The sequence below is a fragment of the Streptomyces graminofaciens genome (assembly GCF_030294945.1).
GTDB classification, from domain to species: domain Bacteria; phylum Actinomycetota; class Actinomycetes; order Streptomycetales; family Streptomycetaceae; genus Streptomyces; species Streptomyces graminofaciens.
Window position 1 is genome coordinate 10,931,032 of record NZ_AP018448.1, and the last position, 13,162, is coordinate 10,944,193.

Annotated in this window: 7 protein-coding genes and 5 pseudogenes; 4 read left to right on the forward strand and 8 right to left on the reverse strand. The window is 68.3% G+C overall.

Annotated features, from left to right (window positions below; translation table 11 throughout):
• Nucleotides 1-589: 589 nt before the first annotated feature.
• Nucleotides 590-976: a hypothetical protein gene (locus SGFS_RS51595; RefSeq protein WP_350284109.1), complete on the reverse strand. Its 387-nt coding sequence runs from the start codon at nucleotides 974-976 to the stop codon at nucleotides 590-592.
• Between the two features lie 84 nt (nucleotides 977-1,060).
• Here SGFS_RS51595 and SGFS_RS48265 point away from each other — a divergent pair.
• A pseudogene (locus tag SGFS_RS48265) lies at nucleotides 1,061-1,317 on the forward strand (IS110 family transposase); the annotation flags it as partial.
• A gap of 46 nt (nucleotides 1,318-1,363) precedes the next feature.
• Here SGFS_RS48265 and SGFS_RS48270 read toward each other — a convergent pair.
• From SGFS_RS48270 to SGFS_RS48290, 5 genes and pseudogenes are all read right to left on the reverse strand, one after another.
• Entirely contained in the window at nucleotides 1,364-3,091 is a 1,728-nt protein-coding gene (locus SGFS_RS48270; protein WP_286259060.1) for an acyl-CoA dehydrogenase, read from the reverse strand.
• A gap of 103 nt (nucleotides 3,092-3,194) precedes the next feature.
• Nucleotides 3,195-5,219, reverse strand: a complete 2,025-nt coding sequence (locus tag SGFS_RS48275; protein ID WP_286260412.1) for an NADPH-dependent 2,4-dienoyl-CoA reductase — start codon at nucleotides 5,217-5,219, stop codon at nucleotides 3,195-3,197.
• A 58-nt stretch (nucleotides 5,220-5,277) separates the two neighbouring features.
• Nucleotides 5,278-5,639 (reverse strand): annotated as a pseudogene (locus tag SGFS_RS48280) (nuclear transport factor 2-like protein); the annotation flags it as partial.
• A 104-nt stretch (nucleotides 5,640-5,743) separates the two neighbouring features.
• Nucleotides 5,744-6,292 carry a PadR family transcriptional regulator gene (locus SGFS_RS48285; RefSeq protein ID WP_286259062.1) on the reverse strand — a complete coding sequence of 183 codons (549 nt, stop codon included), beginning with the start codon at nucleotides 6,290-6,292 and terminating at the stop codon, nucleotides 5,744-5,746.
• Between the two features lie 516 nt (nucleotides 6,293-6,808).
• The gene (locus SGFS_RS48290; protein ID WP_286259063.1) at nucleotides 6,809-7,153 is read right to left on the reverse strand and encodes a hypothetical protein; all 345 of its coding nucleotides are present in this window, start codon (nucleotides 7,151-7,153) and stop codon (nucleotides 6,809-6,811) included.
• Nucleotides 7,154-7,289: 136 nt separating this feature from the next.
• Here SGFS_RS48290 and SGFS_RS51600 point away from each other — a divergent pair.
• The 3 genes and pseudogenes from SGFS_RS51600 to SGFS_RS48300 form a co-directional block, all read left to right on the forward strand.
• Nucleotides 7,290-7,376 (forward strand): annotated as a pseudogene (locus tag SGFS_RS51600) (VOC family protein); the annotation flags it as partial.
• 64 nt (nucleotides 7,377-7,440) lie between these two features.
• Nucleotides 7,441-7,731 carry a VOC family protein gene (locus SGFS_RS48295; protein ID WP_286259064.1) on the forward strand — a complete coding sequence of 97 codons (291 nt, stop codon included), beginning with the start codon at nucleotides 7,441-7,443 and terminating at the stop codon, nucleotides 7,729-7,731.
• Between the two features lie 821 nt (nucleotides 7,732-8,552).
• Complete coding sequence (locus SGFS_RS48300) at nucleotides 8,553-11,843, forward strand: S8 family serine peptidase (protein ID WP_286259066.1); 3,291 nt, start codon at nucleotides 8,553-8,555, stop codon at nucleotides 11,841-11,843.
• Nucleotides 11,844-11,986: 143 nt separating this feature from the next.
• Here SGFS_RS48300 and SGFS_RS48305 read toward each other — a convergent pair.
• Nucleotides 11,987-12,498, reverse strand: a pseudogene (locus SGFS_RS48305) (aldo/keto reductase); the annotation flags it as partial.
• A 150-nt stretch (nucleotides 12,499-12,648) separates the two neighbouring features.
• Nucleotides 12,649-13,125, reverse strand: a pseudogene (locus SGFS_RS48310) (zinc-binding dehydrogenase); the annotation flags it as partial.
• Nucleotides 13,126-13,162: the final 37 nt, after the last annotated feature.

A 13,162-nucleotide genomic window follows, 5' to 3' on the forward strand; every position in this document is an offset into this window, starting at 1 on the left:
CGGCACCTGCCCGGGCCCGCAGCGGGCGCAGGGCCGTCCCAGCCGGGGCGCCGCGCGTTAGTTCTCTGTCAAGTTCCGCGTGTTGAGCAGGCGGAGCAGCTGCGACGCTCCTCGTCGTGGCGGTCGATGGCGCGGCACCAGCCGAGCCGGTGCAGGTCGTCATCGCCGGAGTGATCAAGGGCTGAAGCGGACCGCCGGCAGTATTTGGGCCACCGAGGACGCCGCTGCGGACACACGAGCCGGGCGGCACGCCCAGGGGCTGTTCCAGGCCGTGCACACCCTGACCGAATCCGGCCGGAGCTACAGCGCCGTGGCCCGGGACCTCGGACTGGACCGCCGGACCGTGCGCAAGTATGCCCGCGCCCGAACCTGGCAGGAGGTCGTGCGCCGCCCACCCCCGCAAGCCCTCCACCCTGGACCCCTACCGCGACTACCTGCAACAACGCTGGGACGAAGGCGAACACAATGCGATGGTCCTCCACGAGGAACTCCGCACCAAGGGCTACCTCGGGCACTACCAGCGCGTGAAGATGGCCATCGCGCCCCTGCGACGCGGACTGCCGCTGGACCCCGCGAGCACCCGCCGTCCTCACGCGAGACCGCCCGATGGATCGCCACCCACCCGGACCGCCGCGGCCTCCACGTCACCGAGCGCCTGCACCGGCTCCTCGAGCACTGTCCGGAACTCAAGCACGCCCACGACCTGGCCCGCAGGTTCGCCGCCATGCTCGACAACCGTGACGCCGCACCCCTGCCGTCCTGGCTCGACGAGCTCTCCCACAGTGGACTGCCACCGCTTGCCGGCATCGCCGGAGCCCTGCGCGAAGACCAGCACGCCGTCGCGCAGGGGATCTCCACCACCTACAACTCTGGCGTCAACGAAAGCCGCATCACCGACGTCAAACTCCAGAAACGCCTGATGGCCGGAGGCACCGGCGTTCCGCTCCTGCGCCACCGCGTCGTCCTGATCGCCCACCTCCGCCGCCGTTACGCGGACCGGCCGACCACGGCACCCAGACGATCTCCGCCTACGAAAATCTTGCCACTTCAGCTCGTACGCCGACACCGCGGCAACATGCGCCGCCCACGGCGCTACTGCCACCGCCTTATGCGGGTCTTTTACATGTCCGCCATGGTCGCCGCCCGCTCCTGCCCTGTCTCGCAAGCCTTCTACGAACGCAAGAGAGCCGAGGGAAAATACCACAAACAGGCGATCATAGCCCTCGCTCGACGTCGTCTGAACGTCTTATGGGCCTGATACGCGACGGTCGTACCTTCGAGCCCACCGCACCGTCGCCCGCGATCGCACTCCCCTGAAACCCACACAGCCTGTCACCGACACCAGTTGACAACTCCATTGGGATCAGTAGCCGGTTTCTCCTGCGCTCGCGGACTGCGCGTGTGCCGCGACGCGGCTGAGGTGGTGAGCGCCGTAGGCGTTGGCTTCGGATATCCGGCGGTGGCTCTGGTCGGTGATGCCGTCGCGGGTGTCGAGGACGGCCTGGAGCGTTCGGACGTGGATCCAGCCTCCGAGGACCAAGCCCCACATCTTGAGATAGGGGACGCCGCCGGCATGGGCGTCACGTCGGCGGCCCTCGGCTGCGTGCTCCAGCAGAAGGGCGGTGACGTCTCGAATCGAGGCGAGGGACCGCGTCATTCGCTCGGACGTGGCGACGGCTACTGGGTCCTCGGCTTCGGCCAGCTGTCGAACATCGGTCTCGATCATGTCGAGCACGCGGGAGGCCGTGCTGGCTCGATCTCGCAGAATCTTGCGGCCGAGGAAGTCGTTGGCCTGGATCGCGGTGGTGCCTTCGTAGATTGCAGCGATGCGGACGTCGCGGTAGTACTGGGCGACGCCGGTGTCCTCGATGAAGCCGGCGCCGCCATGGACCTGGACGGCGTCGGAGGTGATGCCGATGGCTTCCTCGGTTAGCCAGCCCTTCACGACGGGGATGAGGAAGTCGGTGAGCTCGAGGCTCTCGGCGTCTCCGGCGAATGCTCGGTCGAGGTGGATGCTGGTTTGCAGCATCAGCCCACGCATGGCGGTGATGATGCTGGCCGACGAGGACAACAGGCGCGCTACGTCGGGGTGGCGGGCGATGGGTGTGCCTTCGGGCTCGTCCAGGACCCTGCCCTGGACACGATCGTGGGCGTAGTGGTGAGCCGCCTGGTGGGCGCGGTCGGCGATGCCGAGGGCCCAGATGCCGGCGCCGAGGCGGCTGAGGTTCATCATCACGAACATCGCCGGGATCCCCTGGTTCAGCTCCCCCAGGAGAAAGCCGGTTGCGTCCTCGTACTGCAGGACGCAGGTCGGGCTGCCTTTGATGCCCATCTTGTGCTCGAGTGCGATGGGGGTGACCCCGTTCGCGTGGCCCGGGCGGCCATCGGCGTCGGGAAGGAATTTGGGGACGATGAACAGTGACAGTCCCCGTAGCCCTGCCGGTGCGTCCGGCGTTCGAGCGAGTACGAGGTGCACGATGTTCTCGGTCAGGTCGTGGTCGCCCCAGGAGATGTAGATCTTCTGACCGCTTACACGCCATGTCTGATCGTCCTGCGGTCGAGCGAGGGTGCGGATTGCGGCGAGGTCCGTGCCGGCCTGGGGTTCCGTCAGGTTCATCGTGCCGGTCCAGCGGCCTTCGGCCATCGGCTCGAGGTAGACGGATTTCTGCTCGGGTGTGCCGGACCAGGAGATTGCGGCGACGGCGCCTTGGGTCAGTCCGCTGCACATGGCGAATGCAGGGTTCGCAGCGCTCCACAGTTCGGTGAGAGCTGCCGAGACGATTCGGGGAGCGCCGCCGGCTTCGACCGGTGCACCTACGCTGCTCCAGCCCGCCCCGATGAACTTCGCGTAGGCCTCGCGCATGCCGGGTGCGGTGACGACCTGCCCGTTCTCGATGCGCGCTGCGACCCGGTCGCCGGAGACGTTGGTGTCCTGCAGGACCTCGGCGGCCAGTTTGGCGGCCGGCCACAGAATGGCCACGACGTCGTCGATGTCGTATTCGCCGTCGGTCACGTCCGCCAGGTGCTCGGCGCCGTTCATGACGCGGCGCAGGAAGAACTCGTACTCATTGATCGGTGGGGTGTAGCTCATGGCGGTTCTCACCGTTCTGGACTCGTGGATCAGGGGCGGTTCGGCACAGCGCCGCATCGTTGGGGAGGTTTGTTCAGGGACCGTGGTGAACCGCGGGCCGGGGTCAGAGCCGGGCGGCGAGCTCGGTGGCCTGCCGGATGGCTCGCTTGGCGTCGAGCTCGGCGGCGACGTCGGCGCCGCCGATGACGTGGACCGGGCGGCCCAGCGCTCCGAGCGGTTCGATCAGGTCGCGGACCGACTCCTGGCCCGTGCACAGGATGATCGTGTCGACGTCGAGTACCCGTGACTCGGTGGTGTCGTCGCCGACGGCGACCGTGATGTGCAGGCCGTCGTCGTCGATCCGGTCGTAGGTCACACCCTTGACCATCTCGACGCCGGAGTCCTTGAGTGTCTGGCGGTGGACCCAGCCGGTCGTCTTGCCCAAGCCCTTGCCGAGCTCGGTTGTCTTGCGTTGGAGCAGTGTGACCTGTCGGCGGGGCGGCGCCTTGACCTTCGTTGTGAGGCCACCGCGCGCCAGGGACGGGTCTGTCACGCCCCAGCGCTGGTTCCAGTGCTGCACCGACTCGCCGACGTCGTGCAGCAGGAACTCCGACACGTCGAAGCCGATGCCGCCTGCACCCAGCACCGCGACCCGTTCCCCGACGGTGGCGGTGCCACGAAGGACGTCCTGGTAGCCGACGACCGATGGGTGGTCGACGCCTGGGATGGTCGGCACGCGGGGCTCGACGCCCGTCGCGACGATGATCTCGTCGAAGTCGGTCAGGTGGTCGACGCTCGCGCGGACGCCGAGGTGGACTTTCACCCCGTTGATCTCCATCCGGCGCGAGAAGTAGCGAATCGTCTCGTGGAACTCCTCCTTGCCGGGTATTTCCATGGCGAGTCGGAACTGTCCGCCGATTTCATCGCGCGCTTCGAAGAGCTCGACGGTGTGGCCGCGCCCGGACAACTCGGTCGCGGCGGCGAGACCGGCTGGACCGGCGCCGACGACCGCGACCCGCTTGATGGTCCGAGTCGGTGACAGGACCAGCGTGGTCTCGTGACCCGCGCGGGGGTTGACCAGACAGCTCACGCGCTTGTTGACGAAGCCGTGGTCGAGACACGCTTGATTGCAAGCGATGCAGGTGTTGATCTGGTCGGCACGCCCATCGCCTGCCTTCTGGACGAAGAACGGGTCGGCCAGCAGCGGCCGGGCCATCGAGACCATGTCGGCTTGGCCCAAGGCGATGATCTTCTCGGCGACCTCGGGAGTGTTGATCCGGTTGGATGCGACGACAGGAACCGTGACCTCGGCCTTGAGTTTGGCCGTGACCCACGCGAACGCCGCGCGGGGCACGGACGTCACGATCGTGGGTATCCGGGCCTCGTGCCAGCCGATGCCGGTGTTGATGAGCGAGACGCCGGCGGCCTCGATTCTGTGGGCCAGCTCGACGGTCTCTTCCCAGTTCTGCGCGTCGTCGACCAGGTCGAGCAGGCTCATCCGGTACATCACGATGAAGTCGTCGCCGACAGCCTCGCGCACTCGCTCGACGATCTCGACCGGGAAGCGCATCCGGTTGGCGGCGCTGCCGCCCCAGCGGTCCGTGCGGTTGTTGGTGCGCGCGGTCAGCATCTGATTGATCAGGTAGCCCTCGGACCCCATGATCTCGACGCCGTCGTAGCCCGCGCGGCGGGCGAGGACCGCCGAGGCGGCGAAGTCGTCGATGGTCCGGTCGACTTCCCTGGTCGACATCGCCTTGGGGGCTCGGAACGGAGTGATGGGCGATTTGATGTCCGACGCCGCCCGCTTGAACGGATGGTAGGCGTAACGCCCGGCGTGGAGGATCTGCATCACGATCTTGCCGTCGTGCTCGTGCACCGCGTCGGTCACGATTCGGTGCTTGTCGGCAGACCGTTTCGACGTCATCTGCGCTCCGAACGGGAGCAGCCAGCCGTGCCAGTTCGGTGCATAGCCACCGGTCACCGTCAGGGCGACGCCACCCTTCGCGCGCTCGGCGAAGTAGGCCGCGAGTTCGGGCAGATGCCTGGCGCGGTCCTCCATGCCGGTGTGCATCGAGCCCATGACGACGCGGTTGCGCAGCGTCGTGTGGCCCAGGTCGAGGGGTTCCAGCAAGTGCGGGTACGGGTTCACGGTGCTCACTCTCGGGCGGGTGTCGTGCTGTGGAGGCCGGCGATCGCTTCGGCCTGGATCTGAGAAAACTGGCGCCCATGGCTGCAGCGAGGGCGGTCGCCGCCGACAGAGGCCGCACCATGACGGTGAACTAGGTGATCAGTCCGGCGTCGTTCGTGCGGATCAGGTCGATGCCGTTCAAGTTCGTCCCGTCCACGGACGTCTCGAAGAGCAGCGCCCCGCCGTCGCCGTCGAAGTCCTCGGGCTCGCGGACATAGCGGAAGTCAGACGAAGACCCGGCCGACCCCACGCAGGATCGCCGCGACGATCGGCCTAGTAGGGCTTGAACGAAACGGGGCTGCGGAGGGCGATGTCCTCGGCGAGTAACTCGCCCGGCGCGGCGAAGTCGCCGGCCTCGACAGAGTTACGAAAGGCGCGCACCGGACAACCGGTGGTGGAACGGCCGCGAGCTTGCCAATCCGTGTCGTGCTGATCGCGCTGACGGTCCTGACCTGCCTGAGCGCCCTGGTCCGGGGCGTCGGGGCTCATCGGTCCGTCTCCTCGGGCGCCAGCCGCTGCAGAATCTCGTCGCACCAGGCCAGCGCGGTCTCCTCGGCCAGCATTCCCCCGCGCAGCACGAGCCAGGCGCCCATCTGGTCCGGGCGCAGGGCGTCGGGGTCGGGATAGAAGCGCGCGGCGCTCTCGGCGTAGTAGGCGAGGCGTTCTTCGTGCACCCGGCGGCGGGTGCGGACATCTTCGACGATCGCAGTCGCGTTTCCGAATGGCAGGGCACGAAGTTTGACCGCGAACTCGCTGCGCAGGTACTCGACCGGCGTTGCCTTGGATGTCCACGCACCCAGCTCATCGCGACCAGCCGATGTAAGAACGTAGACCTTCTTGTCGGGTCGCCCGTCCTGGGGCACGGTCTCGAACTCGACCCAGCCGGCGCGCTCCATCCGGCCCAGCACCTTGTAGATCTGCTGGTGGCTGGCCTGCCAGAAGTAACCGATCGATGCGTCGAACCGACGCGCCAGGTCGTATCCCGTGGCGGACTTTTCCGCCAAGGACACAAGAATCGCGTGCTCCAAAGCCATGAGCGCACCGTAATATGCAAATGGATGCTGTGCAACTAGATGCATATGGTCCTTCGTGAGCTGGGGTGGACCGCGCCGCGACTGCCCGGGGTGGCCTGCAGCGGCCGTGTCGCGCCGGTCCGTGTCGGCTGATCTGGCTTCCTGACGTGACCGAGGATCGTCCTGCCGGTAGCTCGAAGACGGGCGGGCGTGTGACGCATGTCGTCTGCGATACTGCTGCGCTGCTTCGCTGGGACCGTTGAGGGGTCTCGAGCTGCCCTTCGACCATCTGTTCTTCGCGTAATCCGGAACAGCCCTGCGCGGTCGCGTGCGGCATGGCCATGGCCATGGAGTGCCGGGGCATCTTCGGGGTTGCGAAGATTTCGAGCCCCGCGTCCGCACAGCGGTCGCTCGCCCGCTCGAAGACCTTCGTCCAGCTCGCGTACTCCATCGGCAGGCCACTCTCCGTCAGCCGCAGCATCGCCGGCTCCAGACCGTCCTCGCCGTCGACGAACGGCAGCATCCGCTCGGCGGCCGTCAGCCGCCCCGGCGCGCTCTGCCCACGCCGCCGTCCCGGCTCGTCCCGTGCATCGGCCCAACAGAAGTGGGTGCGGCGGTGAGCTTGCGCTGCTCGGCCAACGTGGCGTAGGCGCGGAGCATGTTCGCGTCGGCTGCCGCGTCCATGAAGGTCGTGACGCCCTGGGCGCGCGGCGCGGCGAGGGCCGCCTCGGCGTACCGGAAGTTGTCGGCGTTGGTGGGGGCCGGAAGGACGACACTGATGAGGCGGCGGCGCCGTTCTGGAGGATGCCGGTGGGCTCCCCGCCGTGTCGCGCTCGATGATCCCGCCCGCCAGGTCGGGCGTCGCCAAACCGGGGCTTGCACCTGACGCTAGCGTCAGGTTCTACCGTTGGGGCTGAAGTTGCAGGCCAGAGCCGGGAGTTGACCCCCGATCGGCCTGGATCAGTGTCGCCTGGCCAGTGCCTACGGCGATCGCTCCCTCACCCCACAGAGGAGAATCATGCCCTTCCATCACATCTGCGTCATGGTGAGCGATCTGGAGCGATCGTTGCCCTTTTACCAGGACCTCCTGGGCTTCAAGAACGTGCTGTTCGAGAGCACCGAGCCCGGAAACTGGTTCGATTCCGGCGAAGAACGCGGCGACCCGGATCGTGATCGTCTCCGACGACTCCGGCGCGACGCTGGAACTGCAACAGGCCGCCAACCCGACCACCACCAAGGCTCCGGACGAGTACCTGCGCTACGGTGCGACCGGCATCACGGAGCTGGCGCTCACAGTGCCCGACATCGATGACCTCTTTCAGCGTGTCAAGGCCGCTGGTGTCGAGGTTCAGACCGACTACATCTGGACCCCGGTACCCGGACTTCGGTCTTTCCTGTTCTACGACCCCGACGGGGCGCTCATCCAGGCCATGGAAGTCTCGGACGACCAATCCACGTAAGCGAAGCGATGCCCGACGCACTCGCCCGGTTTGAACCGCTCGGGGGCTGGTGGAGGCTGTGATGTGTCCCGCGTCTCATGGAGCCACCTTGCTGGTTCCCGGCACTCAATGAGCATCTTCGGGTCAAGGCTTCGGCGTTGTCGCGTGACGCCCCGGTTCGAGCGCTCCGTCGGCTCAGCGGGGACCCGGAGTGTGGCAGGCAAAGCTTCAAGATCATGGAGTTCTCTACGCCCCGTGATCCGAGTGGAAGACCGTGCCTGCCGGCGCGCCATTGCTGATCCTGACTGCCCTTGACCAACTCCGCGAGCATTCCGACGTCGTTCGCGAGGAGGTCCCGGGCCTGTGGCGCGGCTGGCCTAGGTGTTGGAGCCGCGGGATCAGCGCGAGGTGCGCCACCGCCTGGCCGTGGTGCTCGCACTCACCGCGTCTGCCGTGCAGGCCGGGGCGACACCGCAGTACACGCTCTGGAGCTGGAAGGGCTCTGGAGCTGGGAGGTTCGGCCAGGGCGAACCCGACGCTCCCGCCACCGTCACCCCGGCCACCCGGCCACCCGGCCACCCGGCCACCCGGCCACCCGGCCACCCGGCCACCCGGCCGGTGGGCCGGGGGCGACCGGCTCCAACCCAAGTTGACCAGGCCCGCTTTGCAGGCCACGCAGTACCTCGGCCTCGTCGAATACGGCGACGGTTCGAGCACCCTCGGGCGCACGGTTTCGACAGTCACGCCGTAGCCCCTGCACACCCCCACAGCCGCAGGAGCGGTTGGCGGCCGGACACCTGGCGCCCGATGCCTCCGCGGCACCCGATCGATATGGATCACAAGTGACACGCACACCCATAGGCCCGAGAGCGGCCGTCACCACTCTCGCGTCCCTCCTCGCCGGAGCCCTGACCGTCATGGCGGTCATCTCTCCCACCTTTGCCGCCGACGCCAACCCCACTGGGAGCGACGTTAGTTACGGCGACGGAATGTACATCGTGAAGCTCGACGGTCAACCCGTCGCCGGATACAGGGGCGACCTGCCGGGACTGAAGCGGACGGCGCCCGCGGCGGGCAAGCGGCTCGACGCCGACTCCGCCACGGTCGAGAAGTACGTGGCGCACCTGGACGACCGCCGGGAGCGGGTCCTCGACGCCGTGCCCGGCGTCGAGCCGCTCTACGACTACGCCTACACGTTCAACGGATTCGCCGCCGAACTGACCGGCCGGCAGGCCGCGAAGCTGACTTCGACGCCTGGGGTCGTCTCAGTGACCCGGAACACGGTCGCTCAGCTGACGTCGACGGGTCCGGACGATGGGCCGGGGGCGGATGGCCGGGCGGAAACCTACATCCGGACCGTGGCCGACGGCCGGGACGGGGCCGAGGGCAAGGTCCCGAGTCCTGCGGCCCAGCAGCCGCCCTCGCCCGACGGGGTGAGCGGCCCGCAGGGCCAGAGTCTTTCAGGGGCGCGGGGGTGTGACACATGCGGCTCCGCCGCAGGGGCGCGATCAGCTCTCACCGGCCCCGCAGCGGTCCGAAAACCGCACGCTCCGGGCGCCAAGGCGCCCCGAACAACCCGCCCGGCCCAGTTCCCCGACATCCCTCGTCTCCTCGGCCTCTCCGGCGACAAGGGTCTCTGGGCGAAGGCGGGCGGCCCCCAGCACGCGGGAGAAGGCGTGATCGTCGGGGTCGTGGACACCGGGGTCGACCCCACGAACCCGATGTTCGCCGCACTGCCGGAGCCACGCCCCGACGCCGAGGTCATTGCCAAGAAGTGGCGTGGCGACTGCGACCCAGGCGACGACCCCGCGCACAAGGTGACCTGCAACAACAAGGTGATCGGCGCGCAGTGGTTCGGTGCGGGCGTCCCCGCGGACCGCGAAGACGCTCCCTCGCCTCTGGACACCAGCAGCCACGGCACGCACACCGGCAGTACTGCCGCCGGGAATTACGGCGTCGCCGCGTCGGTACCCGGCAGCAACGCCGAGGGCCGGCTCAGCGGTGTCGCCCCGGCTGCCCGCCTCGCCTACTACAAGGCGTGCTGGCCGGGCTTCGGTTGCCCGACCATGGACCTCACAGCCGCGATCGACAAGGCCGTGGCGGACGGCGTCGACGTCATCAACTTCTCCCTCACCGGGACCCTTACCGAGCAGCCCGACATGGAGGCCATGTTCAACGCGGCCAAGGCGGGCGTGTTCATCGCCGCGTCCGCCAACAACGGCGGCCCCGACTCGGTGCACCACACCGGCCCGTGGGTCACGACGGTCGCCGCGTCGACGCACGACACCCAGTACACCGCCTCCCTGGTCCTCGGCGACGGCCGCCGCTACACCCGCGTCAGCCTGAACCCGGGTGTCGGCTCTGCCCCGCTGGTCGAGGCAGCCGCCGTACGCAAAGACGGCTCGGACGCCGGCAGGGCCGCGCTGTGCGCGCCGGGCACACTTGATCCGGCACAGGCGAAGGGCAAGATCATCGTCTGCGACCGAGGCGGTGACGGCATCTGGACAGACACCAAGGCGGACGAGGTCTCGGCGGTCGGCGGCAAGGGGCTCGTGCTCACCGACACCCCGACCTACGAAGAGTTCCTGTCCCCGGACGTCTTCTCGGTGCCCCTGATCCAAGTCGGCGTCAAGGACGCGAAGGCGGTCCACGCGTACGCCTCCGCTGCCGGCGCGACCGCCCGGTTCACGCCCTCGAAGAACAGCCACCTGGCCACCCGGGAGATCACCTCCTTCTCCTCCAGCGGACCGGACCACTTCAGCAACGGCGACCTGCTCAAGCCCGACATCGCCTCCTTCGGCGAGACCATCCCGGCGGGCGTGGTGCCCGGCAGCACCAGTTACTACACCGGACAGTTCAGCTTCGCCAACGGCACCTCGATGTCGTCCCCGCACATCGCCGGCCTCGCCGCCCTGCTGCGGCAGCTGCACGCCGACTGGTCACCGATGGAGATCAAGTCGGCGCTGATGACGACGGCCACGACCACCGACGAGAACGGCGACCCCATCGGCCGCAACCTTGCCGACTCCGCCTCGCCCCTCGACTACGGCGCGGGCCTGCCCCGGGTCACCCGGGCGGCCGACCCCGGCCTGGTCTACGACTCCACCTCCGCAGACTGGACCGCGTACCTCTGCGCCATCGGCCAGAAGCCGGCCACCGAGGACAGCGGCGACGCCTGCGCCACGGCCACGAAGACCGACCCGAGCGACCTCAACTATCCGTCGATCGCGGTCGGTGACCTGCTGGGCAGGCAGACGGTGACGCGCATCGTCACCAACGTCTCGACGAAGACCGCCACGTACAAGGCGAAGCTCCAGACCCCGCCGGGCTTCCGCGCCGAGGTCACTCCGAAGCGGCTGACGGTCGCGCCGGGCGAGTCGGCGTCGTACAAGGTGGCGTTCGAGCGTACGAGCGCGGGCCACGAAACGTGGTCCTTCGGCTCCCTGACGCTGAGCGACGCGCACGGCCGCCACGAGGTCACCAGCCCGATCGCCCTGCGCGCCGTTCCGTTCTCCGCCCCGAAGGAGATCGTGGTCACCGGCGGGGACTCGGCGACGCTGAGGCCCGGGGTCGGCTGGAAGGGCGAGCTGACCGCGGAGGCCTCCCTCTACACCGGCGAGAAGACCACCGGCACCCTCACTGGCACCGACCAGGCCGACTTCACGCAGAGTCAGCGCACCAACGACGCCGTCGTGAAACACCGCGTCCACGTCCCCGAGGGCGCCCCCTTCACCCGGTTCGCCATCACCTCCGCGGACCACGTCCCCGGCAGTGACGTCGACCTGTACGCCTTCGACACCGACGGCAACTACATCGGCGACTGGGCCGGTGCCGGCTCCGACGAGCACGTCGATCTGCCGCCCGGCGACTACGACGTCTACGTCCTCCAGTACGAGCTGCCGGCCGGCACCACCAGCCAGCAGTACACCCTCTGGAGCTGGAAGGTCGGCCAGGGCGCTCCGGCTGTGACACCAACTGTCACTCCGGCCGAGCAGAACGTCTCGGCGGGCGACCGTCCGGAGGTCACGGTGGCGTGGCCGGACGCGACACGCGGCCAACGGTACGTCGGTGCCGTCGAGTACGGCGACGGTTCGACCAGCCTAGGGCACACGGTGTTGACAGTCACGCCATAGCCGCGACCCGGTAGCCGTTGGAGCGAACCGTTGGTGAGCGATCCGCCCGCGCACTCCCCAAGTGCGCGGGCGGATCACGTCGGCCCGAAACCCTCACCCGCTCCGATTTCCCCCGATGGTGTCGCAGGTGACCCCGCCTACTTGCGCTCGGCGAGGTTGTAGAGGTTCTGGACCGACACGATCGGTACGTGTCGCTGCGCCTCCACCAGCTCCTCGACCGTCACCTCCGACAGGTCCACGTGCCGGATCCTGCCCTCGTCCCGCAGCTGCGCGAGCGCGCCGATGCTGCAGGCTCCCTTCCACACACTGGCGCAGGTACTCCGGGGCGGCCGTTCGGGATCCACTCCTCAGGTGACGGCCGGGTGTTCGCGCCCTTCGTCGCGATCACCAGGTCGTCGGCGTACGGGTGGAGTGCCTCGGCGATCAGCTTCTCGTTGACGTACGGCCCGTACGCGTCGGCGGTGTCGATGAGGGTGACGCCCAGCTCGACGGCCCGGCGCAGCACCCTGATCGCCTCGTCACGGTCAGCGGGCTCACCCCACACGTTCCCGCCGGTGAGCTGCATGGCGCTGTAGCCGAGCCTGTGCACCGGCAGGTCACCACCGATGGTGAAGGAGCCGCTCGCCACGGTCCGGCGGTCAGACGAACTGCTCATGTTGTCCTCGTTCATCGTTCGGATCGAAAGGTGTTTGAGGTCTTTTGTTTCGATCTCTTGAATACGCACCAGTGCCCGCCGGGGCACGTGGTGGCCGCCTGTTTTGCACAGGCGTGGCTCCGGCCACGCGGCAACTGTGTTCGGGTCCGGTCAGGGCTTGAGCAGGACCTTGATGGCGCGGCGTTCGTCCATTGCCTGGTAGGCGGCCTGGTCGAGGGGGAGGGTGAGGTCGAAGACCTTGCCGGGGTCTATCCGGCGGGTCCAGATCAGGTCGATCAGCTGTGGCAGGTACTGGCGGACGGGGGCCGGGCCGCCGTGCAGGTGGGCGTGGGAGAAGAACAGTTCCTGGCCGTCGAGGGTGACGTCGTGGGAGACGCCGACGTAGCCGACATGGTCGCCGGGGCGGGTGGAGCGGATCGCCTGGAGCATCGACTCCTGGGTGCCAACTGCCTCGATGACCGAGTGCGCGCCGTAGCCGCCGGTCAGTTCCTTGATCTTTTCAACGCCCTCGTCGCCGCGCTCGGTGACGATGTCGGTCGCGCCGAAGTCGAGCGCGAGCTTCTGCCGGGAGTCGTGTCGGCTCATGGCGATGATCCGCTCGGCACCGAGTTGCCGGGCGGCCAGCATTGTTTATTGCGGAAATGCGGTCAGCGCTCGTGCCGGG

What these genes read in the sequence shown, in the direction of transcription:
- SGFS_RS48270 (WP_286259060.1), bottom strand. Translation starts at nt 3,091, where the DNA reads ATGAGCTACACCCCACCGATCAATGAGTACGAGTTCTTCCTGCGCCGC.
- SGFS_RS48285 (WP_286259062.1), bottom strand. Translation starts at nt 6,292, where the DNA reads ATGGCTTTGGAGCACGCGATTCTTGTGTCCTTGGCGGAAAAGTCCGCC.